Here is a 26,334-nt window from a genome sequence, read left to right on the forward strand (position 1 = left end):
GGCTGGGGAACTCAAGCCCAGCCCCAGAACTGCAACCACCAGCCAAATCCCACCATGCCTTCGGCCAGAAGCAGGCAAGCGATGGCGGACCCGCGTTGCACTTGGGAAAGACCTTCGCGGCTCAGCCGTTTCCAACCCAGTAGCAGGCTCCAGCCCATCGCGGCCATCAACAGGCAGGCCCTGACCGGTTGCACCCACTCCAGCAGCAGGCCTTCATAACGCAGCAATTTGACGGTGGTGGCCGACAGCCCGAGAAACAGACCGGCGCCGCCCAGGGGCGTGAGTGTCAGCGCCAGAGGCCAATACAGTGCGCGGTCTTGCGCCAGTCGAGCCGTCAGACGCAGGAGCAGCATCAACGCCGTGCCAAGCACGATCGAACTCAGACTCAGGTAAGCGACGATGCTGAAACCGTCGAGCCAGCTGAAGCTGTCGTTGAGCTGCGGGTAATGGGTCAGCAGCCACCAGGGAGCGTTGTCCTGCAGGGCCCAGAGCTGGTTGTGTTCGACCAGCCACTGGGCCAGGTGTTGTTTGAGGGCAATAAACCATGGGCTGACCGTCCACTGAAACGCGCCCATGGCCAAGCCGATTACGCCGAACAGCAGCAAGCGGGCGTCCCAGGGGGACAGGGTCTGCGCCGTCGCTTGAAGAATCTCCTGATTGCTGGAGCGGGCGATCAGTTGCACGGCACCACGTTGCCCACTGCAGCGTCCGCAGGCGTGACAATCACTGGCGCCTTGCAGGCGGCGAATATCGAGCAGGGGCGCGCAGTTGGGTGGCGGCAGGCGTGGTGCGGCATTCTCTATCCAGCGTTGCTCATCGACCTGAAAGTGCACAGGGGCCAGCCTTGCGAGCAGGGCGAAAACGCCGCTGACCGGGCACAGATAACGGCACCAGACTCGCTTGCCCCGAGCGAACAACAACCCGACGCTGACCGCTGCGACGGTCGAGCCACCCAGAATCAACAGTGCGGCCTGGGCGTAGTCATAGACGCTGATCAACTGGCCGTAGAGGGTCGTCAGGCAGAACGCCAATGTCGGCCAGCCGCCCCAGCGCAACCAGCGCGGCACACCCAGGCCTTTACCGTAATGGCTGGCCCATTCGCTGAGCGAACCTTCCGGGCACAGAACGCCACACCAGAGTCGGCCGAAAAACACCATCGACAGCAACACGAACGGCCACCAGATCCCCCAGAACAGGAACTGCGCGAGCAAGGTCAGGTTGTCTAATATCCGTGCCTGGCTGTCCGGTAGCGGCAACAGCGCCGGGGTCACCAACAGCACTGCGTAAAACACGACAACAGCCCACTGCACCCCACGGATGACGGGCGCATGACGACGCATTCCGTCACCCAAACGCTGGAGCCATCGATTGCGTCGGCTCAGGTCGGGCATGGCAGGTTTTCCGCAGTGCGTTGCCGTAGCCAGCCGCCGACGGCCAGCCAATAACCGATCCACACCAACAAGGTCAGGCCGCTGGGGCTTGCGCGATAACCGGCGAACCCTGCAAGAAAGCCACCCAATCCGTGGCTGTCGCTCAGCAACGTGCTGCTGTCCCAAAGCGCTTCGCCAACGATGCGGTAAACCCCGTCCGGCAAATCCAGGGCGAGCAATTGGCCGCCGATTCGTTCGGTGCCGCTGACCAGCAAGGCGGCGCCGAGCATGAGCAAGATGACTTCGCTGATGGCAAAGAATCGTTGCCATGAAATGAAGCGGCGACTGCTGTGCAGCAGGGTAATGGTCAGCACCGACAGCACCAGTCCCAACACGCCGCCGACGGCAAACAAACCGAGCTGCGGACCTCGCAACCGGGCGCCGGCGCCATAGAGAAAGACCACCGTTTCGCTGCCTTCGCGGCTGATCGCGAGCATGGCCAGCAGTAATAGGCCTGCGCCTCCTTGTCGAGCCAGGTGGCTATCGGCGTGCCGTCGCAAATCGTGGTTGAGGCTGCGCCCGTGACGGTGCATCCAGCCGACCATTTGCACCATCAACAGGCTGGCAACCAGTGCGAGTGCGGCCTGGAACCATTCACTGGCTGACCCGCTCATGGCCTCACCGGCAAACAGAATCAACACCGCCAGCAGGCCCGAGAGCATCAGCCCCAGCACCACGCCCGCCCAGAGGAATTTGACCAGCCGATGACGTTGGCCTTGCTGGCCGGCCCAGGCCTGGAGAATACCGATCACCAGCAACGCCTCGACGCTTTCGCGCCAGACGATGAACATTGATTGATTCATGGAAGCTCCGTGCGCTAACAGGTTATTTCGCGAGGATGCCGCCTTCGGGCAATTGCGGATTGAACTCGTCGAAAAAGGGGTAGTGACCGGGCCTGAGCGGGTGAATGACCACGAAGGTCGTCACGCCCGGCGACAGGACTTTTTCAACCCGCAACGGCGTGCTCTCGAACTCGGCCGGCCCTTGGCCGACGTTCTTCAGAACGATCTTGAAGCGCTGTCCGGCCGGCACCTCCAGCAAGGCCGGCGTGAAGTGGCCATCGCGCAGGATCAGCTCAAAGCTCGGCAACTCGGCATGGGCCGTCAACGGCGCAACGGCTCCGGCCACCATCAGCCAGGCAAGATGCAGGCGCTTCATTCAATAGCCGCCTTTTTTACCGATGCCGGCGTAGATGAATTCGTAGTGCAGTTCGCAGCGTTCGAACCAGGGGGCGACACCGGTTTCCTTGTCGGTGTGGCGCCCGAGGGAGCCATGACCGCCAGGTGGCAGGACGGTGAATGTCAGCTGATATTTGCCGGGGCCGAGCAGCTTCACATTATCGCCATAGTGCGGACCGTCATTGGCCACCATGGCGTGGAAATCGCCTTTGATCTCGGGGTCGCTGCCGTGTTTTTTCAGGTTGAAAGAGACATTCAGGTAGGGCACGAAACTGCCTTCCTGAAAGCCCTGCCGATTGTCCGCAGTCGCCCGGATATCGGCTTCCAGGTGGACGTCGGAATCCGCGGTGGCGCGCATCATCCCCGCAGGTGCCATTTCGATCGGCTGCAAATACACCGCCCCGACTTCCAGCCCGGGACACAACTGTGGTTCCCCGATTGGGTATTCCTTGGCGTGAGCCAGTGGTGTGAGCAAGAGCAGGGCGAGTGGCAGCGAAAAAGGGGTACGCATAATAGCTTCCTGTGCACTGACGAGTAGGAGCCCGAGTCTAGGAAGCTTTGCTGCGAACAATAATGATTGTTATCAAGTTTTGAGCAATTAAACCGATGGCAAGGGATTGCGCGGGGGGCCGGATGTCGATTCTTGATATGTATCAAGGCTGCTGTTGCGCAAGGGCTGTAGGTTGGAAGAACGCCACTCAATGATCGGAGATCGGCATGGCCAAGAACTTCCCCGTCAACCCCAAGCACCCCGAGCGGATCTGTTGGGGATGCGACCTGTATTGTCCGGCGAAGTCCCTGGCATGCGGCAATGGTTCCGAGCGCACGATGCATCCGGCGGAGATGTTTGGAGAGGATTGGCACCTGCCTGGCGACTGGGGCCTTGATGCGGTCATTACTACAGACAAGGTGGTGGATGACTTCCAAACACTGCTCGATGATGCGCTGCCCGCAAAGAGTTGATGCGGCGATCCGACTTGCCGACGAAGGCGCCCTTGAGGACGTCTTCGCCGGCAAGCCTGGCTCCTACAGGTCCGTTTTACTCAGGCGATATCAAGCGTGGGTGATGGAAAGATCGCTGATGATGCACACCGAACCGTCTTCGGGGTCGGTGGTGTCGGAGTAATCGATCTGGTTGTACACACCGCCGTGGAAGGCCAGCGTTTTCGTGTCCCAGGTGTTGTCGAGACGCATGATTGCGGAGGTCGATTTGACGCCGTTACAGCTCGCCGAAACGGAGACCGCGCCATTCGAATTGGCGTGAATGTTGATTTTGAACAGTGCTCCAAGCGGCACATTTTCCAGAACCGTCGTGTTCACCGGGTCTTCTTGAAGATAACTCGACCGAAACCCCATGGTGATTCGGCCTTTGTTCCAAAACACTTTGACAGGTGGTCGCTCTGAACCCTGCACATGAATCTGACCGATCACAACCTTTTGCAGCGAGTTAACTTTGGTCAGCCGCATTTCTTGTCGGTTCCAGTGGTCAGCAGCGCTGGTGAACAGCCAATAACCCGGCTCTTTCCACTCGCAGCGCGTCCGGTGCGTGCTTTTGCTCGAAGCGCCGAGCGTCGGTGCCGTCATTTGCAGCGAGCCATCCGCAAGCATCGAAACGACTTCCGGGCATTCAAGCAGTGCCCGCCAACCGATGAGCTCAAGTGCGATGGGGTTGGTGTCGGAGATAGGAAGCGGTGTAGCGATTGTGTAGTTGCTGATGTCTACGGTCATGGTCATTTCCCTAATTCATTGATGTCACCTTGTGCTCCGATGAGCCTTGCGCTTTTGATGTAGGCCTACATCCCACTGCCCACTCGATGAATGGGCAGAAGTGATGCTTTCGTTGTTGCTCGTGCCGCGACTTTCGATGCTGGGTAGTGTTGTCTTGGCTTGAAGTAAAAGTAGCAGTGCTTATATTTTAAGTAAATAGCATTGCTAATAATATTTTCGACAGACATAAGAAAGCCCGCGCCAGGCGGGCTTCATCGGTAAAAAAAGGGTCTACGGTTCGACTCAATCAGCGGGCGAACATCCCCCACCAGAACACGTGGCCCAGGATCACGATTTGCTGTTCCTGGATCTCGGCAAAGGTGTAGTCCTCATCCGGATGCTCGTCGCGATTGAAGCTGCGCAGGCGGATGCCCGTCGGCAGGCGGTAAACCTGTTTCACGCGTAGCTGACCGCTATGATTGATGGCGTACATGTCGCCGTCAACGATATCGCCCAATGAGCTCTTGCCGACGTTGATGCCTACGGTCGCGCCGTCACGCAGCACTGGCAGCATGCTGTTGCCGCTGACAACCACGCACTTCGCGTTGCTGAACTGAACGCCGTTATGGCGAAGGTCTTTCTTGAAAAAGCGCAGCCGGGCACTGTCGCTTTCCTCAATCACAAAACGGCCTGATCCGGCTGCCAGTTCCACTTCGCGCAGGAAGGGTACGTAGACCTCATCGTCATCCAGGGGAGTGTCGTCATCCCAGGGCTGGATGTCCGACATCAATACGCTTGGCTGAATGCGCTCGAATGGCTGAACGCTTGCAACGGTCGACATCAGGCGCGGGCTCACTTCACTGGCATTGAAACTCAAGGCTTTTGCCAGTTTCAGAAGTGCCTCGACGTTCAGTGGAACCTTGCCGGTGGCGTACTGACTGAAGGCGCTTTGGCCAGACCATCCGCAAGCCTCAGCCACATTCGCTTGAGTGAGATTTGATCCAGCTGCTTTGGCAGCAGACTTTCGCTGGTCGTAAATAGCCTTGAGCCTGGTGCTCTCAGCGACTTCTTCAGGGGTAAGGGGGCGTCGTGTTTTCATGGCGACAAGAGTATTAGCAGAACTGATAATTCTGCAAGTAGCGTTGCTAGTAGTTTTCGACTGATAAAAGCAACTCTGCTGCTCTACGGGGCCGATCGTGATGATCCCCGGTGTGGCTGCAGGATTATCCGGGCATCTTGAAACTATCAACGCTCATCTTTGATGTCGTTGGCAACTTGCGCATAAGCCGCACTGGATTCTCGACATCCTGTTCTTCCCATGTGGCGAAAATCGATAGCCCCATTCTCAGTCGCGCCTGCGCACAAAAAAACGCAAAAACGCCGCTCACTGAGCGGCGTTTTTGTTGCAGAACCTCGCGGCTGACCTTGGTTGTTTTCAACAACGATGCTGAGCAAGCCCTTCTAATAGCGGTGAGGTCGGGAACACAGTGCCACGGCACTCATCACTCAGAAGCGAGCGCGACGTCCTTCCGTACCTGTTGGCTGTCAGCGGCCGTCTGGCGACCCACCTTGAACCATGCGGCGTATAACGCCGGGACGAAGAAGATCGTCAGTAGCGTCGCCATGGTAAGGCCGCCCATGATCGCAATTGCCATCGGCCCCCAGAACACACTGCGTGTTAGCGGGATCATTGCAAGCACGGTGGCCAGCGCCGTCAGCATCACTGGACGGGCTCGGTGAATGGCGGCATCCAGCACAGCATTCCACGGATCACGCCCTTCGGCGATCTCGGTTTGCACCTGATCGATCAGGATCACCGAGTTACGCATGATCATGCCACCCAGTGCGATGATGCCCAGGATAGCGACGAAACCCAGTGGCGACTGAAACACCAGCAGCGCCGGCACCACACCGATAAGGCCCAGCGGGGCGGTCAGCACCACCATCCACATGCGAGAGAAGCTCTGCAGTTGCAGCATAAGCAGTAGCAGGATGCTGATCAGCATCAACGGAGCCACCGCCAGCAGAGCCTTGTTGGCCTTGTCACTTTCCTCCACCGCGCCGCCCACGTCGATGCGGTAGCCCGAAGGCAGCTTCGCTTCGATATCCTTAAGCAGCGGCTGGATCTCCTGCGTCACCGATACACCTTGCTCGCCATCCTTCACGTCGGCACGCACCGTGATCGCCATGTCGCGGTTGCGGCGCCACAGCACTGGTTCTTCCAGCTCAGAGCGCACCTGTGCGACTTGCGACAGCGGCACCACCGTGCCCTGGCGCGTGTAGAGGTTGATGTCTTTCAGTGTGTCGAGGCTCAGGCGCTCAGCGGGCACGGCACGGGCGACGATGTCGATCAGGTCCTCGTGCTCACGCAGCTGCGTCAGGGTGGCGCCGTTCATCACGGTCTGGGTCGCCAGCGACACGTCGGCCGGCGTGAGGCCAAGCACACTCGCCTTGTCCTGATCGAGCTCCAACTTCAGCGTGCGCACCGGGTCGTTCCAGTCGAGCTGGAGGTCGCGCACCTTCGGGTTGGACCCAACCACCCTCTCTACGTCGCGGGCAATCTGGCGCACCACTTGGGTATCGGGTCCTACGACGCGGAACTGCACCGGGTAGCCGACAGGCGGCCCCAACTCGAGGCGAGTCACGCGCACCCACGCCTGCGGGAATTGTTGGTCGGCCGAGGTCACCAGCCTCTCACGTACTCGCTCGCGTGCATCCAGGTCCTTGGTCATCACAACGAACTGGGCAAATCCCGGATTCGGCAACTCGGGGTTGAGCGAGAGATAGAAGCGCGGTGCGCCAGCGCCGGTGTAGGCGGTATAGAAACGCACGTCCTCGTCTTTCGCCAGGATCTCCTCCATGTGCTTGACCTGCTCGGTCGTCGCGGCGAACGAGGCGCCTTCCTTGACGCGCAGGTCAATGACCAGTTCAGGACGCGAACTGTTGGGGAAGAATTGCTGCGGCACTAGCTTGATACAGGCCAGGGCAAGCACCAGAGCGCCAACCGTCGCACCGATGACCACCCAGCGGCGCTCGATGGCGGTGTCGATCAGGCGGCGCAGGCCGCGATAGAACTTCGTGTCGTACAGATCACCGTGCTGATGCTTGCCCAAGTCGTTGGGCAGCATCTTGACCGCCAGGTACGGCGTGAAGATGCCGGAACAGATCCACGAGAACAGCACCGCGGCGCCGACGATCCAGAAAATACCACCCGCGTACTCGCCGGTGGTGGACTTCGAGAGGCCGATCGGCAGGAAGCCCACGATGGTAATGAGTGCGCCGGTCAGGCGCGGCATGGCGGTGGACTGATAGGAGAAGGCGGCCGCCTTTACGCGGTCCATGCCGGTTTCCATCTTCGCCACCATCATCTCGATGGCGATGATGGCATCATCCACCAGCAGTCCCAACGCAATAATCAGAGAGCCGAGTGAGATACGTTCGAGGTTCCAGCCCATCGCCAGCATCACCAGCGCAACGCCGCCCAGCACCAGCGGCACCGTGGTCGCGACCACGAGGCCGGCGCGCCAGCCCAGACTGGCCAGGCTCACCGCGATCACGATGATCAGCGCCTCGGCCAGCGCGCGCCCGAAGTCCAGGATTGCGTCCTTCACCGTGGTTGGCTGGTCGGCCACGAGTTCAAGCTCCACGCCATGTGGAAGCTCCGACTGGATCTTGGCGACTGCCGTGTCCATCGCTTTGCCAAGGTCCACGATGTTGCCGTCGCCGGTCATCGTGATGCCGAGCATCAGCACTGGCTGGCCGTTGTGGCGCACCGTGTAGGTCGGCGGATCTTCGAAGCCACGTGTAACGGTCGCAATATCGCCGAGTTTTATCTGCCGGCCGCCTGCGGAGATGGGCACGTTGCGGATTGCCTCTTCGCTGGCGAATTGGCCGCTCACGCGCACCATGACGCGGTCGCCGCGGGTGTCGATCTGGCCTGCGGGCAACAGGGCGTTCTGGCTCTTGAGGCTTTCGGCGATGGCCAACGGTGTAATGCCCAGCGCTGCCAGACGTTCATGCGAGAACTCGACGTAGATACGTTTGGCCTGCTTGCCGATGACATCGATCTTCTTGACCATCGGCACCTTCAGCATGCGGCGCTTGATGTCCTCGGCCGCGTCCGACAGGTCGGCGTGACCAACACCGTCGCCCTTGACGGCGTACATCAGGCCATACACGTCGCCGTACTCGTCGTTCAGGATCGGGCCGATCACTCCATCAGGCAGCTCGCGGCTCAGGTCGTTGAGTTTCTTGCGCGCCTGGTACCAGGCCTCGCGCTGGTCAGCCTTGGAGGTGCCGCCGCGCACGGTGAGCGTCATGCCGGCGTAGCCTTGCCGTGCGTAGGTGACCACCTTTTCGAAGTTGTCGATTTGCTCGAATTTCTTCTCCATGCGATTGAGGACCTGATCCTGCATCTGCTGGGCGGTGGCGCCCGGCCAGATGACCATGGCGGTCATGGAGGGCACGGAAAAGTTCGGATCCTCGAGCTGACCGAGCCTGGTGAAGCTGAAAGCGCCGGCCACAGCAACAATGAGGAGCATGAACAGGACGATGGCGCGATGGCGCAGCGCCCAGTCGGTGAGGTTCAGGTTGTTCATCGGGCGGCCTGCTGCGTGGTGTTCGCGTCAACAATCGCCGCGCCGGGAAGCGCGACCTTCAGTCCGGATGCCATCTTCTGCACCCCAGCGGTGACGACCAATGCGCCGGCCTGCGGCCCGGAGACGAGCACCTCGTCGTTGCGGTAGCCCAACACGGCCACCTGCACCAGTTCGACGACGCCTACCGGATCCTTGCCCTCGGGCGTGACCACCCACAGCGCCGGCTGGCCGCCGTTTTGCGTCAGTGCCGTGGCCGGCACAGCCGCCACCGAAATGCTGGTCATCACGCGCTCGGCCGTTACTGTGGCAGTGGCACCCAGCGGCAGCGCCTGCATCGGTTTGAGCCGCGCGCGATAGGTGCGTGTTTGCGCTGCAGCCTGGGGCGAAAGCTCACGCAGCGTGACATCGAAGATCTCGTTCGGCGCACTGGCCAGCGAGGCCTTGAAACGCGCCTCCTTGAAGACGGACAGCTGATCCTCGGGCACATCGATGACGATCTCGGATTCATCCGGATTCGCGATCGAGACAACGGGTTGGCCCTCCGCCACGACTTGCCCGGCCTCAGCGCGTACAGCCGTGACGACGCCGCTACGCGAGGCGCGCAGCATGGTGTATTTGAGCCGGTTGCGTGCGAGCTCAAGCTTTCGCGCCTCGGCCTCGGCGGTTGCATGCGCGGTCTGGGCGTTGGTATGCGCGCGCTCGTCGTCGGCCGCGCTGACCGAGCCGTCAGCCTTCAGCGCGGTCAGGCGCTGTCGGTCCGAGTCGGCCTGGCGCGTCTGCTCGACGGCAACCGCCCACTGTTGTCGCGACGCTTCCTCGGCGAGTCGATAGTCGCTGTCATCCAGCACAGCCAGGATGCTGCCTTCGCGTACAAACTGGCCTACATCGACGTTGCGCTGGGCGACTTTGCCGCCTACGCGGAAGGCTTGGTCGACTTCGTGCCGCGACTGTACGGTGCCCACATAGCGATTGATGTCGCGTGCATGGTCGTAGCTGATTTCAACGGTGCGTACTGGTCGTGGTGCCTGCACGGTTGGCTGGTCCGGGCTACACGCGGACAGCATGACGGCTACGGCCAAGGCGCCGGCCGCAGTAAGGGAGGTTTTCAAGGCGGTTCCTCTTTGAAAAAACGGCAGTTTCTTAAGAAAGTGGTGGCCGGTCGGCTTTGGTGGCTGCGGTGGGAGTGGCGGGTTGTTCGAACACCTGCCAGCCCCCGCCCAGTGCCTTGTAGAGCTGCACGCTATCGAGCAGCAGTCGGGTGTTGCTGTCGTTGGCGCTCAGGCGCACCGACAAGCGCGCCCGTTGCGCGTCCAGCAGCGGCAACAGGTCGATCTGCCCCCTGTCGTAGAGCGACTGCGCGTGGCTCAGCGCTGCTTCCGCAGACTCGGTCGCCGACTGCAACGACTGGGCGCGCTGACGCTCTTGCGTCTGCGTGACGAGGGCGTTCTCCACGTCCTCGAGCGCGCGCACAATGCCGTCCTCGGCACGCAGTAGCGCCTCACGCTGGCCGCTCTCGGCGACCTCGTTGATGGCGCGTGTGCGCCCGGCGTTGAAGATCGGCATCGCGAGCAGGCCGGCCACATTGGTGAAGCGGGCGGCGCCCAGATCCAGACCGTTCAGCTCAAGGCCCTGGCGGCCGTAGGATGCGCCGAGGAACAGTCGGGGGAACCACTCGGCTGCGGCTTGTTTACGACGCGCATTGGCGGCATCGAGCTGCGCCATAAGCGCCAATACATCAGGCCGGCGCTGTAGCAGCGTGGCGGGCTGGCCTTGGCGTGCCTCGGGCGCCACCGCGTTGCCACGGGAGGGCTGGATGCTCGTGGCATTAAAGGCCTGGTCACCGATCAGTACCGCGATGCGGTGTCGCGATACGGCTGCCAGCGTCTCCAGCGGTGGGATCTGCGCGTGCGCCGATGCGGCATCGGTCTGTGCGCGCTCGACGTCGAAGGACGTCGCCAACCCTACACGGTGGCGCGCATTAACCAGGCGCAGTGTTTCGTCTTGTGCCGTCGAGATCGCGCGTAATGTTTCGGCCTGGCGCAGTGCGCCGACCAGTGTGAAGTAGTTACTGGCGATGTCGCTCATCACCAGCAGGCGCACGCCGCGCACGCCATCCTCCGCAGCCAGTGCTTCGGCATCGGCCGCTTCCGCGCCAGCACGCAGGCGTCCGCTGAGGTCAAGTTCCCACGAGACGTCCAGGCCTGCGCCCACGGTCTTGGTATCTGGATAAGCCTGCTTCTTGGCAGTGTCGTAGCCGCTGCTACGGTCGGAGCCGAAGGCGGACATTCCGATACTCGGAAAGAGCCAGGAGCGACTGATCGTCTCACCGGCGCGAGCGGTGCGCACACGCTCGGCGGCGATCTTGATGTCACGGTTCTCGCGCATCGCGCGGCGCACCAGATCCGTCAACACCGGGTCGTTGAACGTCTCCCACCACGCGGCTTCGGGTTCCATTTCGGAGGCCGTGCTTGCGGCAAACTTGGCCGGCAGGTCTACCGACGGCTTGGCGACCTCTGTGGAACAACCGGTCAAGACCAGAGCGAAAGACGCGGCGAGTGCCGCACCCACGACGACGCCGAGCAGGCGTTCGGCGTGTTGCAGGGGCGTCTGCCCGGCGTAGCGGTTAAGTGGATGGGTGAGTGGAAGTCGCGGCATCGGATTGGACTCGTGTAGATTCGAGGTGGCATCAGCGTAGGGCCCGGTGTGTGCGAAGTCGTCAGCGAAGCGTCGCCATTCGGTCGCCATATCGAGCGCTCATTCATGTTGGAGGCGTCACTCGCCGTCGGTTTCTGCCGCGTGCTCGCCGGCCGCCGACGTGAGGTCCGAGTCAATCGACTCCAGCAACTCATCGGCGGACGAAAACTCGCGCTGACGCCCGGTGACCAGGTTTTCGAGGCGGCCCACGAGGGCCCCGGGCGTGGCATCGCTGCGCAGCTTCACGACGTACGAGCGACGGTTTGGGTACTTGGATTCAGGGTTCAGGCTCATCACAGACCAGGGGGGTAAGAAAGTTCGACGACAGCGTAGGCCGTCCCCCTGGTCGAGTCGTAAGCGAAAGGTCAGACTTCGGTCGGGCCAGCGCCGGCCTTAACTCATCAAGCCGACTTTGCGCCCTGAAGCAGCGAGCGCGCACGTTTCACCAGCTCGGTTCCCCCCGTTTCGGGCAACTGGTCAAGCAGCGCCGCCAGGGCCTGGCGGTCCTCGGTTGTGGCGTCGTATTGCTCACACAGCTCTACCAGCGCCTGCAGCTCCAGCCACGGTGCTTCCTGGGCGCGAGCCTCCTCGACTGCACGCCGCACCGCAGTGCTGGCGGCAACGAGCCGGCCTTGCATCCGCGCAATCGATGCCTCCAGCAGCAACAGTTGCGGCAGGTATATGCGCTCGCCCAGTTCTTCCCCCACCCGTAGGGCTTCCTGTAGCTCGACTTGCGCGGCGTCGCAATCACCCGCCAGCAGCAACGCCTCGGCGGCGTAGCCGAGCACCTCGCTGGCGCCGGATCGCATGCCGAGCCCGGTGTGTTCGTCGTAGGCTTCGCGGATGCTCCGGTAGCCATCGAGCGGTGCGCCGTTGCGCGCGTCGGCCCAGCCGCGCCACCAGCGGCAAGCCGTGCGCCCGAGTGCGAGCGAATACTCGTCGACCAACGTCTGCATGTCGTCGGCCAGCGCTGCCACCCGTACAGGGTTTCCCATCCGCACCTCGATCAACACCTCTTGCCAGGTGGCGACCAGCCAGGTCATAGGCTGGCGAAGCGATTGTGCGCGGGTCCGTGCCTGCTGCATGTGAGCCCGGCCTTGCTTAACCAGGCCAGAACGCACAAGTTCTATGGCCAGCATGCCGTGCAGCATGACCTGAGGATCGGCCGCAAAGATCTCGTTCGCCCCGATGTCCAGCGGCTCGGCGATTGCGAGGGTGCGCTCCAGCCAGCGGCGGGTCGCCTGCGTGCGCCCCTGGAGGTGATGCACCTCGCCCTGGACGATGCACGCCACCAGCATGAGCGCTGGATCGTTTGCCTCGGACGAGAGGGCTTCGGCGCGTTCCGCTACCGCCAGCGCCTGCGTATAGTTGCCGCGCAGACCGAGCAGATAGCCGAATCCGTGCAGCAGGCGACCGCGCATCGGATGCTCGGGTACATCCGCTAGCAACGTGTAGGCGCGTTCGAACGCGTTCCTGGCTTCGCTGCCGACACCGAGCGTATGGAACGCCGACACGCCTTGCAGCGTGGTCAAGGTGATTTCGAGCGTATCGCGCTCTATCCCTTCTGGCGCTTGGCGCAGCAGGACCAACGCGCGCTCAGTGAGACTGATGCACAAAGCCGGACTGAAGTGCAGCAACGCGGCTTCCGCGGCCTCGGCGTAGTAGCGCAGCGCGGTCATCGGCTGCCGGGCCCGGTCGAAGTGTGTCGCCAGCTCAGAGGCTGCAACCGGCACGCCGGCCATGCGCTCGCGTTCGAGCGCAGTGCCAACCTGGCGATGGAGGTGGGTGCGCAATGAGCGCGGCGTGCGGTCGTACAGTACCTGGCGGAAGAGGGCATGCCGGAACGAGTAGGGTAGCTCCATCGTTTCTTCAAGTTCGGCGGCCCGCGACCGTGTGAGCCATACCTGCTCGCGCACCAGCTCCTCGCAGGTGTCGGCCACCGAAACGAGGTCGCGCTCGAGGGCCAGCGAAACCGTCTCGACCCGGAATTCGACTCCGCATACCGCTGCCGCCGAGAGCAGTGCACGCTGCTCCGGCCCGAGCTTGCTGATGTAGTGATCAATGATGGTCGCGAGGTTCTCGGGAACCGCCATCCCCGTCAGCCGGGCCTCGATGGTGGCGTCGTCGTCGGTGGTGTCCATCACCTCACTGATGACTGACGACACGAACAGCGGCACACCGTCGGTGCGCTCATGCAGGGCTCGCACGAAGGCTTCATCGCGGGCCAGAGAGGTCGAACGCAGCGCGACATAGTCAGCGACTTCGGTTTCCGAGAACGGATCGAGCACCACTTCCTCGCACAGACGTTGCTGGCGCAGTTCGTGGCGCAACGAGTTGAGTGGATGATCGAGCGCCACCACCTCGGCGACGCGAAAGCTCGCCAGCCACATAAGCCGCGTGCGGCCACGTCGCCGCGCTACATAGTCGATGAGCTGGACCGTCGCCCGATCGCTCCAATGCAGGTCTTCGGTTATCAGCAACAGTGGCCGTTGTTCGGTGTAGCGGTCCAGCAGTTCACCCATTTCCCGCAACATGCGATCCGGACCGATGCCGGCAAGCTCGCGCCGCAACGTGTCTCGTTCTTGCGCGGTGCTCAGCCACGGCAGTTGCAACAACCAGGTCGGCGCCACGGCGCGCATCAGCGTCGGCAGGGAGGGGTCGCTGCGGCACAGATCGGCCAACGCCTCCAGCACCGGCAGGTATGGCTCACCGGTGCCGTAGTGCTCCACGCAATGGCCGCGTGCGCAGGCGATGCCACCAAGGCTGGCGAGGAAATGCTCGATCAACGTGGTCTTGCCAATCCCCGGTTCTCCGGCCAGCCAGACCACTGCACGTTGCCCGCTGTAAGCCCGTTCCCACGCCCGTTGCAGTCTTGAGAGCTTGTCGGTGCGACCAATGAAAGGCGGTGACGGATACGCGTCTGCCGCTGACACCGTCGCGGATGCCGGTGGCATCGAAGGCGCAGGGGAGGGCGCGGCGATAAAGCGATAGCCGCGCCGCGACACAGTCTCAATGAAGCGGGGCTGCCTTGGGTCATCGCCCAGCACCTTGCGCAGATCGCTGATGGCCGTCTTCAGCACTGAATCGCTGACGAACCGATGCCCCCACACGGCATCAAGCAAGGCATCTTTGGTCACCAGCGATCCCGGCTGGCGCGCAAGTACGCACAGCAGGGTGAAGGGCGTTGGGGCCAGCGCCACGGTTTCTCCGTTACGCAACAAGCAGGCATTGGCCTCGTCGAGCTCGAACTCGACGAAGCAGAGCTGGACTGGGTTCGGATGGGGCTGCGGACGCGCCACGTTGGATTCCTGAAGACTAAAACATCGTTTATAGCGCTGGGTCATTAATTCAATAACAACGCTGATTGGCGCAGAAGCCAAGCCTCGCCGGTCGGAAATTGACGCAGACGTTACCCGCTGGCCATCGCGGGCCAATTCAATGGCACAGCACATATGGCCTCATTTTCGGGGGTGGTAATGGACCCTGAAATGGTAATGACGAAAATTTCAATATTGAAATATGTCTCAATTTTACATACCTTCACCTTGCCTGACGATGAGATCTGCGCATCTCACGACTTCAATCACAACAAGGGCTCGAGATGAACAACAACAAGAAAGGTACCGAACTGCCTCCCACCGCCGTCGATGTGCTGGTCGTCGGTAACGGTCCGGTAGGGGCGACAATCGCGGCGCTGCTCGGCCGCTACGGGGTAAAGACCCTGGTATTGGACAAGACCCATGAGGTCGTACTCATGCCCCGCGCCATTGCTCTGGACAACGAGGCGCTTCGTATCCTGCAACTCGCCGGATTGTCGGAAGATGCTTTCGAGAAGATCGTTATCCCTGAAGTGAAGATGCATTCCCCGGTCCTCGGGCAGTTCAGTCGGGCCAATACCGCGGGGTGCATCGACGGCCACCCCAAACTGGTGACTTTCTATCAACCCGACCTCGAACACGCGATGCGTTACCAGGTCTCTGGACTGAAGTCGGTGACCAGCCTGGGTGGCTTCGAACTCGAGAATCTGGTCGAGGAACCGGATTGTGTCGTCGCCTCCGTGCGGGACCAGGACGGCCATCAGCATTTCATTCGCACCCGATATCTGGTCGGTGCGGATGGTGCAAGCTCCAGGGTCAGGGCCTTGATTGGCCAGGAATTTGAAGGACAAACCTATGCAGAGGATTGGCTGATTGTCGATGCCAAAAACCGGCATAAGTCAGCCATTGATCACGTTGAGTTTCTCTGTGATCCACAGCGCCCAACCCCACACATGCCCGCGCCCGGCGGAAGGGAGCGTTGGGAGTTCATGCTCCACCCGGGTGAATCCCGGGAAGAGCTGGAAAGCCCGGAAAGCATCGCCCGGCTGATCGCGCCATGGGTCAATCCGCAGGAGCTGGAAATCGAGCGCAAGGCGATTTATCGATTCCACGCGCGTTGCTGCAACAGATTCAGCAAGGGACGAACTTTTCTTGTCGGGGATGCAGCCCACATCACCCCCCCCTTTGTCGGGCAAGGCCTCGTAGCGGGGCTTCGAGATGGCGCCAACCTTGCCTGGAAACTGGCGTGGGTCCTTCAGGGCCAAGCCGCGCCTTCAATACTCGATACCTATGACGTAGAGCGCCGCCCCCATGCCCAGGCGATGATCAATCTGGCGAAACTCATGGGCAGTCTGGTGATGCCGAGAAACAAGGTCGGCGCTTTCTTCATCCACGCAATGATGCGCGTGCTGGCGTTGACTCCCGCTTCCAGAAAGTACTTCGAACAGCTGGACATCAAGCCGAAGAACATCTTCAAAGACGGTCTGTTCGTGCAGCATCGTCGTGGCGACAAGCTGGTGCGTGGCGGTCTGTTTCCCCAGGCCTGGGTTCGCAACACGCAACAGGAGATCCAACTGAGCGACGATGCTCTTGGACACAACCTGACCCTGGTCGGATTCGGTGTTGACCCGTTGTCACTGCTGAGCGCTGCTGAGGTCTTTTCCTGGACAAAGATGGGAGGTCACTTCTTGCAGATAGGGCCTTGCGGTCAGCGCTCCGACAGCGTTTGCGACTTCATCGAAGACCTGAACCATGACATCCTGCCGCTGGCTGCCAAAGGCACGCTCGTCGCGATCCGCCCAGACCGTATCATCATGCACCACGCTCCCGGCTTCGATGCAGGCAGCCTGGTTCGAGACTGCCTGATGCTGATGGGTAGCGCCGATTCCACTGCCGACAGCGTTTCCATTACCATCAACGAGCCTCCTCGATTAAGAGCGTGAAGATGTCTTCTCCCACTTTTCCTTCAGAAGCAACTGAGCAAGAGCCTCTCACTCGGGGCCACAAGAAGCGTGAACGCACCCGTCGCGGCCTGGTGGATGCGGCATTGCGTCTTGTCGCACGTAAGGAGGTGGGGGAGATTGCACTGCTCGATGTCGCCTCGGAGGCCGCGGTATCCAACGGCACCATCTACAACTATTTTCGAACACGCGACGAAGTACTCGAGGCGGTTGGCATCGCCATGGCGAGCGAGTTCTCCGATGCCATTTCCGCCCTGAGTTCGGACGTGCATTGCGGCGCGCAGCGGCTTTCGATTGGCGTGCGCATGTTCGTATGTCGGGCCGCCTACGACCATCAATGGGCCAATGCACTGCTGCGCATCATCCATTCCGATCAAACCATGCGCTCGCGCCTGGCTACTCATGTGCTGGGCGACCTGCGTGAAGGCCTGCGCGCGGGCACTTTCGCTTATGAGGACGAAGGGAGTGCCCTGGACATGGTCGTATCGTGCACAACCGGCGCCATGCGCTCGGTTGTGGAAGGGCGTGTGGTGGCGGAGCATGACCAGCGGGTCGCCGAGATGATTCTCAAGGCTCTGGGCGTCACACCTGCCAAAGCCAAGAAAATCGCCGGTAAGCCGCTACCCTAGTGCTGATGTCATCTTCGGCCGGCTAAGCCCGGCCAATCCATTGCCGATAGTTCTTCGCCTGGCGACGAGACTTCAGCTGATTGCCGATCAATGCCATGAGTGGCGACGTCCTGGGTTTCGTCTGTTTGCCTTGGCTCAACAAGCCGAGTTGCTTCTTGATCACTGACGCCACTGCAAGCGACGCCAGTGCCTTGTTTTTCCAGGGGACGACGACGGGCTCCACTTCGGTGTCCTGACCTGCCATCCACTGGCTTGGCAGGGCCGGCTCGATTGCCAACGCCGTGGCAAGCCCCACCATTGACACCGAGCCGCTCACCACTCGCTCCGCGACCTCCTTTCTGCGCACGCCACCAGTGACCATCAGCGGCATGCGCGCTATTTCTCCTATTCTTTGCGCGATCTCGAGAAAATACGCTTCTCGAGCCAAGCGGCTTCCATCGCGGGTTTGCCCCTGCATCGCCGGGCTTTCATAGCTGCCACCTGACAATTCGACCAGGTCGACCGCCTTGGCATTGAGCATTTCCACCACGCGAGCCGCATCCTCGGCATCGAAACCGCCTCGCTGAAAGTCCGCGGAATTGAGCTTCACAGCGACGCAAAAGGTCGGTGCCACTCGCAGGCGTATTGCGTCGATGGTTTGCAGGAGAATTTGCGCACGATTTTCCAGGCTGCCACCCCAACGGTCGCTACGCCGATTGGTCAAGGGCGAAAGGAATTGGCTGAACAGATAACCATGCGCTGCATGAATCTCCACGCCGGTGAATCCGGCGCGCTCGGCTAGCACTGCAGCCTGGGTATAGCGCTCAATCAGCTCTTCGATCTCCTGCTCATTCAAAGCCCTGGGCGGCACAAAAGCCTTTGATAGTCCGGGAATGTCGACAGCCACCGCGGAGGGCCCCCGTGCCGATTGCCCCATTGAAGCCAACAGCTGCCGTCCGGGATGATTGATTTGCATCCAGGCCTGGGCTCCGTGACTGCGACAAGCGTCGGCCCATAGCCTGAATTTGCCCAGGTTCCGATCGTCCTCAAGCACTACGCCAGCGGGTCCGGTCAAGGCGTGGCGATCAACCATGACGTTGCCAGTGATGATCAGGCCGGCACCACCTTCCGCCCAACGCCGATAGAGCTTAACCAGCGCTTCCCCCGGAGCGTGATCCTCATTGGCAAGATTCTCCTCCATGGCAGCCTTGGCGATTCGGTTTGGAATCACCGTACCGTTAGGCAAACGAAGCGGTTTGAAGAGCTTTGAGCCGGTCATGTTTTGTCCTTCAGCTGATGAGAATTCGGCCAGCCATCGCTAAGAGTCATACCGTTTGAGCACAGTCTGCACAGTGCTTGCTCAGGTTGTTGAGGTCCTGGTTTGCATCGATGGGCCGGCTTGATGACCTGCCGGGACGGCGAGCCAGAAACACGATATAGCTGAACACGCGTGTTCAGTTGTGTCAATGTGCAGAGCCCTCCATCGATCTGCCATATCAATCTAACCATCCAGTTTTTTTCGGTCGTAGAACGGTTTTTATTGGGGTTGACGTACTTGATTGAAAAAACTTTGTTGACGTTGGATGAACACGAGTGTTCAATCAGGCCATAAGGTAATCCTGGAGAGAGAACCGTGGAATCCCTAAATCCAACACAGCGCCGCATTCATCAAGCCGCCTTTCGCCTGTTCGCTGAAAGAGGCACCTCACAAGTGAACATTCTCGACCTCGCACAAGAGGCCGGCGTGGCGCGCGGCACGGTCTATAGCAACATCGACAGCATGGAAAGCCTGTTCGAGGCGGTCGCCAGCCATCTCGCGAAGGAGATGCATGAGCGCGTCAACAAGAGCTTCAATTCCCTCTCTGATCCGGCTCAGCGCCTTGCCAATGGCATTCGATTGTTCATTCGTCGGGCTCACGAGGACTCCCAGTGGGGGGCGTTCATACATAAATTCGCCATGAGCAATTCTTCGTTGCGCGAAATGTTCAGCAGCCAAGCGACGACGGATCTTCTGAGCGGACTGTCCAGTGGGCGCTACACGTTTGAAAAGGAGCAATTGCTCTCTGTACTGACGCTGATATCGAGCAGCGTCCTCGGCTCGATTTTCCTGGTGCTGGAAGGGCACAGAACGTGGCGCGAATCAGGTTCTGACACGGCCGAGCTGGTGCTGCGGGCATTGGGTGTTTCACCAGAGGAGGCTCGTGCGCTGGCGACCACAGAGTTGCCGGCACTTCCTTCTCTCGACTGAGTTAGTTAACTGACCCAACCAGACACCCCTGATTTTCAGGGGTGCGGGGACGGCTTTGCTCTAAAAACCCGGAAAACAAGAACAATGACCCACAAAAATGAAATGCCCCGGTTAGCGACACCACAACCTGCCCGGCATCAGCAACCGACGGTGAAGGCTCGGGATCTGACTCACCTGATCTTTCAACGGCCGGACTTGAACGAGGCGGCGCGGTTCCTGACTGACTTCGGCCTGACGGTCAATCAGCAGGACGCCGATACGCTTTACCTGCGCGCCGCCGACCCCACTGCATACTGTTACCGCATCCATCGTGCAGAACAGGCGCGTTTTGTCGGGTTCGGACTGGCAGTCCAGTCGCTCAAGGATCTGGAAAAACTGACGCGCATCCCAGGCGCGTCACCGGTCGAGAAATCGGAACATCCTGGTGGCGGGTCTTACGTCAGATTGACCGACCCTTCGGGTTTCATTGTGGAAGCGGTTTGCGACCAGACTCCAGGTATAACGCTGGGACACAGAGCTCCTCTTTCCTGGAATCTGGCGCAGGAGCAACCGCGAATCAACGCCACGCAGCGCCCGCCGATTGCTCCATCTGAAGTACTCAAACTGGGCCACATCGTCATCGAAGTGGCTGACTACCAGGCGACCTGTGCCTGGTATACGCAGCATTTCGGGTTTATTCCCAGCGATGTGCAGGTACTCCCCGATGGCACCCCTATTGTCGCCTTCATGCGCCTTGACCTCGGTGACATTCCCGCGGATCACCACACGCTCGCGATAGCGCAAGGGTTCATGGCGACCTATAGCCATAGCGCCTATGAGGTCGTCGATGCAGACGCTGTGGGCATGGGGCAGCGCGTCCTGCGCGAGCGAGGTTGGGTGCACTCATGGGGAATCGGTCGACACATTCTGGGCAGTCAGATCTTCGATTACTGGCAAGACCCTTGGGGCGATAAGCACGAGCATTACTGCGATGGGGATATCTTCACGGCCACGCGGCCTATGGGCATTCATCCGGTGAGCCCCGAGGCAATGGCGCAGTGGGGGCAGCGCATGCCCAAGCGTTTTACAAAACCCAAGATGAGCTTGGCCAAACTGCGTGCGCTATTTCGCAACCTGCGACGCAGCCCGGACCTGAGCATTCGCAAGTTGATCACGCTCATGCGGATGTTCGGGTAGGACTGCCGCCATGTCGGGCAACCCAACCCAGTATGGCCGGCGGGATGTGCTTAAAGCCGGCGCCTTGATCGCCGGCGGCGCGTTGGTCTTCAGCGTTGCCAGCCCCCCCTCAGAACAACACCACAGTTCTCCCGCCACCGAGCGTGAGACAAACGCCGCTCCAGGAGTACCTTCAATGTCTGCTGTACACGTAGTCCGCTTCGAATTTCAGAACGGTATCCACTGGGGCGTGCTTCGCCAGGGCCGTATCACGGTTGTCCCCGGTGTTTTTGAAACCACTGGTGATTTCATTCGCGAGAACAGTATCGACGACCTCGCTCAAATCAAAGGTACGGAGCTTGCGCAGGGCGAAGTGAAACTGCTGTCGCCGGTGACCCGTAACCAGCAGTTTGTCTGCCAGGGCGCCAATTACCGTCAGCACATGATCGAATCGGGCATGGACCCGGATGCGAAGAAATTCAACATGATCTTCACCAAGGCGACGAGTTGCCTGGTGGCGGCTGACAGCGACCTGATCAAGCCGCGCCACGTGCGCTTCCTTGACTACGAGATCGAACTGGGCCTTGTGATGAAGCGCTCGATCACCGGGGCTGTTGCTGTCACCGACGCCAATCTGCATGAGTTCATCGCTGGCGTCGTCATCGTCAATGACTACTCGGCCCGTGACATCCAGATTCCCCAGATGCAGTTCTACAAGGGCAAGAGCTACCGCACTTTCGGCCCGGTCGGCCCCTACCTCTGCCTGCTGGATGCCAAGAGTATGCATTACCTCAAAGCACTGCAGCTGCGCCTGACGGTCAACGACCAGGTGCGACAGAACGACAGCACGGCCAATCTGGTTTTCGGCCCCGCTGAAACCCTTACCGAACTCTCCGCCTTGCAAGATCTCGCCGCTGGAGACCTGATCGCCACCGGTACGCCTGCCGGCTGTGCGCTAACGGTACCTTCGCCTGCCAAACAGCGCATTGCGGCCCTGATGCCAGAAGCCACGAAGTGGAAGCTTTTCCTCAAGGCGCAGGAAGGTCGGACGCAATATCTCAAGCCGGGTGACGTGGTCGAGGCGCGCATTCGCAGCGCCGATGGTGTGATCGACCTCGGCGTGCAACGCAACCGAGTCGTGGAGGAAGCCTGATGGTTGTGCAGACCCTGAGTGACATCGAAAGTCTCGAACAAGTCCCCCTGTCGGAGCGTGGCCTGGCTTGCAGCACTTATGAAGCGCTGCGACAGGCGGCCCGGTGTACCCCCCAGGCACCGGCACTAAGCTTCTTCGCCGACGCCGCCGATTTCCGGCGCACCTACAAGTGGAACTACTCCCAGCTTTTCGCGGATATCACCCGCGCGGCGAATGCCTTCCATGACCTGGGCATAAAACCGGGCGAGGTTATTGCCTTTATCTTGCCCAATCTGCCGGAAACCCATTTCACGATATGGGGCGGGGAGGCGGCGGGCATCGTCATGGCGATCAATCCTCTGCTCGAGGCCAAGCAGATGGCAGGCTTGTTGAATGCCGCGAAGGCATCCGTGGTGGTGACGCTCGCGCCGACGGCAGGCAGCGATCTATGGCCCAAACTGGCTTCGCAGCTGGATCAATTACCCGATATCAGGTCTGTCGTTTGGGTCAGCATGGAGCCCTATGTCGCCGAACCTGTGCGTGGGGCCTTGAAAGCGGCGGCACTGAAGGCGCGAGACTTACACAGCGGTATCGCGATCCACGACTGGCTATCGCTGATGAATACTCAGCCGCGCACACACCTGAAGAGCGGTCGGCAAATCCGCCACGATGAATGCTCCTCTTACATCTGTACGGGCGGCACCACCGGGCTTCCCAAGATCGCCGCGCGTACTCATGGCTCGGAAGTATTCAATGCATGGGCCATGGCCGCTCACTTACAGCCACGCAGTAGTGGCCAGGTTATCTTTTGTGGCCTGCCGCTATTTCATGTCAATGGACAACTGGTTACCGGACTGATGCCTTGGACTCAAGGCGATCATGTGATTCTTGGGACGCCTCATGGGTATCGTGGCGAGGGTGTGATCCCGCGATTCTGGGAGATGGTCGAGCACTTCGGTATCAACTTCTTTTCCGGTGTGCCAACTGTCTACGCTGCACTTCTGCAAAATGAATGTGAGGGCCGCGACCTGTCCAGCCTTCGCTATGCAATGTGTGGCGCCGCCCCTATGCCGGCTGAGCTTTTCCGAGAGTTCGAGCGCCGGACCGGGTTAAAGATCCTTGAAGGTTACGGACTTACGGAGGGCGCTTGCGTTTCCTCAGTCAATCCGCCCAATGGCGAGCGCCATATCGGCTCCATCGGGATACGGATCGCCTACCAGGATATGCGCGCGATCTTGCTCGATGATGCTGGAGAGTACCTGCGCGACGCCAGCGTGGATGAGATCGGCCTCATCACGATTAGTGGTCCGAACCTCTTCAATGGCTATCTGGAGGAGCGTCACAACCAGGGCCTCTGGATCGATATCGACGGTCAGCGCTGGTTGAATACGGGCGATTTGGGTCGCCAGGATGCGCAGGGTTACTTCTGGCTGACCGGACGCAAGAAGGAGTTGATCATTCGCGGCGGCCACAACATCGATCCCAAGCAAATCGAGGAGGCTCTGCAGGCGCATCCCGCCGTCGCCTTGGCCGCCGCAATCGGTAGCCCCAATGCCTACTCGGGCGAGGTGCCAGTCGCCTACGTTCAACTGCGTCCCGGGCAAGCCTGCAACGCCGAAGAGCTTGAAGCATTCGCTCATCTCAATATCAGCGAGCGGGCAGCGGTCCCCAAGCGCATTGAAATCCTTGATGCGTTACCACTGACTGCCGTGGGCAAGATATTCAAGCCTGCCTTGCAGCAGCGGGAGATTGCCAAAGTAGTCCAGGAGGAAGTGGAACGCCTCGGGCTTTCGGATATTGCTGTTGAGGTCGTGCAGGACAATCGCCGTGGGCATGTCGCCTGCATCAGGGCCGGAACTGGCCAAGAAGTCCTGGCTCCGCTCTTGGGGCGCTATAGCTTTCAAGTCGAGTGGCTTAATTGAGTTTCTGATTCGCACCCGTAAGTCCAGCAGTCGTGCCCTGGCGCTGTTCAGCCAGGGCCTTTTACACAACTTCGATCAACTCCAACCGGCACTGAAAAGTGCACAGGAAGGCGAAGCCTTGCCTACGTGCAGTCAACAAAAATAATAAATAAGAGGTGGAAAATGAAACTGAATAGCCGTGCGATTCCGTGTCTCTCTGCTCAGCGAAAGTGTGCTGTCTGGATTAAGTTCACCAGTGCCATGGCACTCCTCGGTGCCTCAACAATGGCAGGCGCCAATGGCATTGGCCTTAACGAACAAAGTGCCAGCAGTGCAGGGACTGCGTATGCGGGAAGGTCGTCATCCGCACTGGACGCCAGCACCATCTTTGGAAATCCTGCAGGCTTGACCAAGTTGAAACGTAGTGAGATTTCCGGCGGCGCCGGGATCATCTCGGCAAGCGACGACATTAGCGATGCTCAGAGCAGTGCCCCAGGAACGAATGAGGGAGACTCGGTGCCTTTGGGGGTCGTGCCCTTCGCCTATATGTCGACGCCGCTTGACGATCGTTTTTCGATGGGTCTGGGTCTCTATGCCCCGAGTGGTCTGATCAATGATTACGAGGGCTCTTTTCAGGGTCGCTATCATGGCTCCTACAGCACGACCAAGGAAATAACCCTGCAGCCCACCATTGCCTGGCGGATCAATGATTACGTGTCCATTGGTGGTGGACCGACCATAAACCATTTCAGTGCAAAGCTTCAGAATTACCTGGCCACCGGCGCCCTGAACAACGGCCAGGACACACTGGTTACCATCAAAGGCGATGACACGGCGATTGGCTACAACGTCGGCCTCTTGGTCGACTTTAGTGAGGCAACCCGTTGGGGGATTACCTATCACTCGAAGGTGAGCTATGAACTCGAAGGGCATACTGAGGTTTCCGCCTCCCCGAGCGTTATCCCGCTGGACGGAAAGTATGACAACAAGATAGACCTCACTATGCCCGAATCCGTGGACACATCCATCACCCATCATTTCAATAGTCGATGGACGGGATACCTGGGGGCCACCTGGACACGTTGGAGCCGGATCCAGAAGGTCGAGGCAGTCAACAGCGGTCTTTCCCCGCTGGGCCAAGCGGCTGGCCTGGGACGTGTGACCGAAGAAATGAACTGGCGCGACACTTGGGCTGCCGCAGTTGGCGCATCCTATCAATTGAACCAACAATGGCTGCTGCGCGCAGGCTACGCCTATGATCCGTCGCCCATTAGAAATGCTGATCGCGGCGTGCGCGTTCCGGTTGGTAACCGCCAAGCCGTGACCTTGGGCGGCGCTTACTCACCGAATTCCGATCTGACGATAGACTTTGCTTATGGTTATCTCTGGGATTCGAAAGTTTCCGTAACTCAGGAGAACAACTCCGGACTTCAACCGGAATACAGTGCCAACTACAAAAATAGTGCGAATGGAATTTCAGTGCAGGCAACCTATCGGTACTGATCGACTCTATTCCCAAGGCATCCCCGTTGCTCCGCCACCAACAGCAACGACTGCGGCACAGGACTTTGCGGGTGCTGCGGTTCCCGCAGGCCGACCAGCCGAAAACCGGCCATGTCCAGCGCATTGAGCCAACTGGACAACGTTCGCAAGTACCACGGCATGGGTTGCCACTGCCCCTTGAACCCAGTGACGGTCTCCTCCCGCCAACCATCCTGATAGTCGCCCGCCGCCACAGTCCACGGATGCAGCGTCTGGATCACCAGCGCGCCGCCAGGGGCGAGCAGGGCGTTTATGGAAACCTCCGTCTAGCGTGTTCAGGTTGAATTTAGGCTCGGCCGGTTTGTTTTCTGTGGGCATGGGGCGTCCCAGGCCGGGCCATGCCCGGACGGAAGGGTTGATAGAGGCGGGATCAGCTACAGTTGATAGATGATTCAAAAAGGAGGTGTATATGAGCATCACTGTCTGCGTCGTATGTGGTGATAGCGCCGAGAAAGCGTATCCAGTAGGCAGTTTTGATGAGTTTAAATGTGCGACCTGTGGCTACTATTCAGTCAATCGGCAGTTGATTGAGGAGATGGAGGCAGCCAATCAGGTCTTTGATACCGAGCGCACCCAGCAATACTTGATGATCCACTCTCGGTCGGGCCAGGTGCCTGCGATTACACGTATCGAGACCACGAAGCATCAACTGATCGTGGAGAGTTCGCGAAAAAAGTGAGGGTGGGTCAGGCAGCGAGGCGCGGCTATAGCCCTGTGATGTCGGCGGCGTTGGCCGCGACCAGGGTTTGCCTCATCGGGGCAGACGCCGTTGCCGTTCAGTCCACCTGGTTGGTCTTGTTGATCGGGAGCCACTCTTCGGCGCCTGTGAGATGTATTCGTGGGCTATTTGTTGATCGCCCGGC

General features: G+C 60.2%; 21 protein-coding genes and 1 pseudogene. 9 read left to right on the forward strand and 13 right to left on the reverse strand.

Going from position 1 to position 26,334, the window contains the following annotated elements; translation table 11 throughout:
• Positions 1 to 11: 11 nt before the first annotated feature.
• The 4 genes from MMG91_RS05675 to MMG91_RS05690 are packed head-to-tail and all read right to left on the reverse strand — an operon-like array spanning position 12 to position 3,119.
• Positions 12 to 1,391 (reverse strand): 4Fe-4S binding protein, encoded by a 1,380-nt coding sequence (locus MMG91_RS05675; RefSeq protein WP_310659007.1) that lies wholly within the window; start codon positions 1,389 to 1,391, stop codon positions 12 to 14.
• The gene (locus tag MMG91_RS05680) at positions 1,379 to 2,233 is read right to left on the reverse strand and encodes an FTR1 family protein (protein WP_310659008.1); all 855 of its coding nucleotides are present in this window, start codon (positions 2,231 to 2,233) and stop codon (positions 1,379 to 1,381) included. Before MMG91_RS05680 ends, MMG91_RS05675 begins: the two co-directional genes overlap by 13 nt.
• A 22-nt stretch (positions 2,234 to 2,255) precedes the next feature.
• On the reverse strand, positions 2,256 to 2,588 hold the full coding sequence (locus MMG91_RS05685; protein WP_305426570.1) for a cupredoxin domain-containing protein: 333 nt from the start codon (positions 2,586 to 2,588) through the stop codon (positions 2,256 to 2,258).
• Complete coding sequence (locus MMG91_RS05690) at positions 2,589 to 3,119, reverse strand: iron transporter (RefSeq protein WP_310659009.1); 531 nt, start codon at positions 3,117 to 3,119, stop codon at positions 2,589 to 2,591.
• A gap of 206 nt (positions 3,120 to 3,325) precedes the next feature.
• On the opposite strand from MMG91_RS05690, the gene MMG91_RS05695 reads away from it, so the two are divergent.
• Complete coding sequence (locus MMG91_RS05695) at positions 3,326 to 3,571, forward strand: DUF3079 domain-containing protein (protein ID WP_310659010.1); 246 nt, start codon at positions 3,326 to 3,328, stop codon at positions 3,569 to 3,571.
• 90 nt (positions 3,572 to 3,661) lie between these two features.
• Here the strand turns inward: MMG91_RS05695 and MMG91_RS05700 are convergent, their stop codons facing one another.
• The 7 genes from MMG91_RS05700 to MMG91_RS05730 form a co-directional block, all read right to left on the reverse strand.
• The gene (locus tag MMG91_RS05700) at positions 3,662 to 4,336 is read right to left on the reverse strand and encodes a polysaccharide lyase family 7 protein (protein ID WP_310659011.1); all 675 of its coding nucleotides are present in this window, start codon (positions 4,334 to 4,336) and stop codon (positions 3,662 to 3,664) included.
• A gap of 286 nt (positions 4,337 to 4,622) precedes the next feature.
• A complete protein-coding gene (locus MMG91_RS05705; protein WP_305445871.1) occupies positions 4,623 to 5,414 on the reverse strand; it encodes an XRE family transcriptional regulator in 792 nt (263 codons plus the stop codon).
• Between the two features lie 403 nt (positions 5,415 to 5,817).
• Positions 5,818 to 8,913 (reverse strand): efflux RND transporter permease subunit, encoded by a 3,096-nt coding sequence (locus MMG91_RS05710; RefSeq protein ID WP_310659012.1) that lies wholly within the window; start codon positions 8,911 to 8,913, stop codon positions 5,818 to 5,820.
• A complete protein-coding gene (locus tag MMG91_RS05715) occupies positions 8,910 to 10,022 on the reverse strand; it encodes an efflux RND transporter periplasmic adaptor subunit (protein ID WP_310659013.1) in 1,113 nt (370 codons plus the stop codon). The genes MMG91_RS05710 and MMG91_RS05715 overlap by 4 nt, the downstream gene beginning before the upstream one ends.
• Before the next feature lie 31 nt (positions 10,023 to 10,053).
• Positions 10,054 to 11,568, reverse strand: a complete 1,515-nt coding sequence (locus MMG91_RS05720; protein ID WP_310659081.1) for a TolC family protein — start codon at positions 11,566 to 11,568, stop codon at positions 10,054 to 10,056.
• Between the two features lie 117 nt (positions 11,569 to 11,685).
• A complete protein-coding gene (locus MMG91_RS05725; RefSeq protein ID WP_310659014.1) occupies positions 11,686 to 11,901 on the reverse strand; it encodes a hypothetical protein in 216 nt (71 codons plus the stop codon).
• A 107-nt stretch (positions 11,902 to 12,008) separates the two neighbouring features.
• Positions 12,009 to 14,906: an AAA family ATPase gene (locus tag MMG91_RS05730; RefSeq protein WP_310659015.1), complete on the reverse strand. Its 2,898-nt coding sequence runs from the start codon at positions 14,904 to 14,906 to the stop codon at positions 12,009 to 12,011.
• Positions 14,907 to 15,208: 302 nt separating this feature from the next.
• On the opposite strand from MMG91_RS05730, the gene MMG91_RS05735 reads away from it, so the two are divergent.
• Both MMG91_RS05735 and MMG91_RS05740 read left to right on the forward strand, forming a co-directional pair.
• Positions 15,209 to 16,867 (forward strand): bifunctional 3-(3-hydroxy-phenyl)propionate/3-hydroxycinnamic acid hydroxylase, encoded by a 1,659-nt coding sequence (locus tag MMG91_RS05735; RefSeq protein WP_310659016.1) that lies wholly within the window; start codon positions 15,209 to 15,211, stop codon positions 16,865 to 16,867.
• A gap of 2 nt (positions 16,868 to 16,869) precedes the next feature.
• Complete coding sequence (locus tag MMG91_RS05740) at positions 16,870 to 17,514, forward strand: TetR/AcrR family transcriptional regulator (RefSeq protein WP_310659017.1); 645 nt, start codon at positions 16,870 to 16,872, stop codon at positions 17,512 to 17,514.
• A gap of 22 nt (positions 17,515 to 17,536) precedes the next feature.
• On the opposite strand, the gene MMG91_RS05745 is transcribed toward MMG91_RS05740, so the two are convergent.
• Positions 17,537 to 18,772 carry an NADH:flavin oxidoreductase/NADH oxidase family protein gene (locus MMG91_RS05745; RefSeq protein WP_310659018.1) on the reverse strand — a complete coding sequence of 412 codons (1,236 nt, stop codon included), beginning with the start codon at positions 18,770 to 18,772 and terminating at the stop codon, positions 17,537 to 17,539.
• Between the two features lie 354 nt (positions 18,773 to 19,126).
• On the opposite strand from MMG91_RS05745, the gene MMG91_RS05750 reads away from it, so the two are divergent.
• From MMG91_RS05750 to MMG91_RS05770, 5 genes are all read left to right on the forward strand, one after another.
• Positions 19,127 to 19,741, forward strand: coding sequence for a TetR/AcrR family transcriptional regulator (locus tag MMG91_RS05750; protein ID WP_095053411.1), 615 nt, complete (start codon positions 19,127 to 19,129; stop codon positions 19,739 to 19,741).
• An 84-nt stretch (positions 19,742 to 19,825) separates the two neighbouring features.
• On the forward strand, positions 19,826 to 20,917 hold the full coding sequence (locus tag MMG91_RS05755) for a VOC family protein (protein ID WP_310659019.1): 1,092 nt from the start codon (positions 19,826 to 19,828) through the stop codon (positions 20,915 to 20,917).
• A gap of 175 nt (positions 20,918 to 21,092) precedes the next feature.
• A complete protein-coding gene (locus tag MMG91_RS05760) occupies positions 21,093 to 22,049 on the forward strand; it encodes a fumarylacetoacetate hydrolase family protein (RefSeq protein ID WP_310659082.1) in 957 nt (318 codons plus the stop codon).
• Positions 22,049 to 23,950 (forward strand): acyl-CoA synthetase, encoded by a 1,902-nt coding sequence (locus MMG91_RS05765; protein ID WP_310659020.1) that lies wholly within the window; start codon positions 22,049 to 22,051, stop codon positions 23,948 to 23,950. The genes MMG91_RS05760 and MMG91_RS05765 overlap by 1 nt, the downstream gene beginning before the upstream one ends.
• Positions 23,951 to 24,112: 162 nt before the next feature.
• Positions 24,113 to 25,432 carry an outer membrane protein transport protein gene (locus MMG91_RS05770; RefSeq protein ID WP_310659021.1) on the forward strand — a complete coding sequence of 440 codons (1,320 nt, stop codon included), beginning with the start codon at positions 24,113 to 24,115 and terminating at the stop codon, positions 25,430 to 25,432.
• Here the strand turns inward: MMG91_RS05770 and MMG91_RS05775 are convergent.
• Positions 25,420 to 25,728 (reverse strand): annotated as a pseudogene (locus MMG91_RS05775) (class I SAM-dependent methyltransferase); the annotation flags it as partial. The gene MMG91_RS05770 and the pseudogene MMG91_RS05775 overlap by 13 nt on opposite strands.
• A gap of 152 nt (positions 25,729 to 25,880) precedes the next feature.
• Between MMG91_RS05775 and MMG91_RS05780 the strand changes: the two are divergent.
• The gene (locus tag MMG91_RS05780; protein ID WP_305445870.1) at positions 25,881 to 26,150 is read left to right on the forward strand and encodes a hypothetical protein; all 270 of its coding nucleotides are present in this window, start codon (positions 25,881 to 25,883) and stop codon (positions 26,148 to 26,150) included.
• The last annotated feature ends 184 nt before the right edge of the window (positions 26,151 to 26,334 follow it).

It is taken from the genome of Pseudomonas sp. JL3 (assembly GCF_031570575.1).
Taxonomy (GTDB): Bacteria; Pseudomonadota; Gammaproteobacteria; order Pseudomonadales; family Pseudomonadaceae; genus Aquipseudomonas; species Aquipseudomonas cucumis.

Bases quoted from the DNA above. Each gene is read 5' to 3' on its own strand.
- MMG91_RS05720 (WP_310659081.1), bottom strand. From the start codon at position 11,568: ATGCCGCGACTTCCACTCACCCATCCACTTAACCGCTACGCCGGGCAG.
- MMG91_RS05735 (WP_310659016.1), top strand. From the start codon at position 15,209: ATGAACAACAACAAGAAAGGTACCGAACTGCCTCCCACCGCCGTCGAT.
- MMG91_RS05780 (WP_305445870.1), top strand. From the start codon at position 25,881: ATGAGCATCACTGTCTGCGTCGTATGTGGTGATAGCGCCGAGAAAGCG.
- MMG91_RS05705 (WP_305445871.1), bottom strand. From the start codon at position 5,414: ATGAAAACACGACGCCCCCTTACCCCTGAAGAAGTCGCTGAGAGCACC.
- MMG91_RS05695 (WP_310659010.1), top strand. From the start codon at position 3,326: ATGGCCAAGAACTTCCCCGTCAACCCCAAGCACCCCGAGCGGATCTGT.
- MMG91_RS05725 (WP_310659014.1), bottom strand. From the start codon at position 11,901: ATGAGCCTGAACCCTGAATCCAAGTACCCAAACCGTCGCTCGTACGTC.
- MMG91_RS05710 (WP_310659012.1), bottom strand. From the start codon at position 8,913: ATGAACAACCTGAACCTCACCGACTGGGCGCTGCGCCATCGCGCCATC.
- MMG91_RS05700 (WP_310659011.1), bottom strand. From the start codon at position 4,336: ATGACCGTAGACATCAGCAACTACACAATCGCTACACCGCTTCCTATC.
- MMG91_RS05685 (WP_305426570.1), bottom strand. From the start codon at position 2,588: ATGAAGCGCCTGCATCTTGCCTGGCTGATGGTGGCCGGAGCCGTTGCG.
- MMG91_RS05760 (WP_310659082.1), top strand. From the start codon at position 21,093: ATGTCTGCTGTACACGTAGTCCGCTTCGAATTTCAGAACGGTATCCAC.
- MMG91_RS05675 (WP_310659007.1), bottom strand. From the start codon at position 1,391: ATGCCCGACCTGAGCCGACGCAATCGATGGCTCCAGCGTTTGGGTGAC.
- MMG91_RS05770 (WP_310659021.1), top strand. From the start codon at position 24,113: ATGAAACTGAATAGCCGTGCGATTCCGTGTCTCTCTGCTCAGCGAAAG.
- MMG91_RS05740 (WP_310659017.1), top strand. From the start codon at position 16,870: ATGTCTTCTCCCACTTTTCCTTCAGAAGCAACTGAGCAAGAGCCTCTC.
- MMG91_RS05680 (WP_310659008.1), bottom strand. From the start codon at position 2,233: ATGAATCAATCAATGTTCATCGTCTGGCGCGAAAGCGTCGAGGCGTTG.
- MMG91_RS05765 (WP_310659020.1), top strand. From the start codon at position 22,049: ATGGTTGTGCAGACCCTGAGTGACATCGAAAGTCTCGAACAAGTCCCC.
- MMG91_RS05690 (WP_310659009.1), bottom strand. From the start codon at position 3,119: ATGCGTACCCCTTTTTCGCTGCCACTCGCCCTGCTCTTGCTCACACCA.
- MMG91_RS05745 (WP_310659018.1), bottom strand. From the start codon at position 18,772: ATGACCGGCTCAAAGCTCTTCAAACCGCTTCGTTTGCCTAACGGTACG.
- MMG91_RS05755 (WP_310659019.1), top strand. From the start codon at position 19,826: ATGACCCACAAAAATGAAATGCCCCGGTTAGCGACACCACAACCTGCC.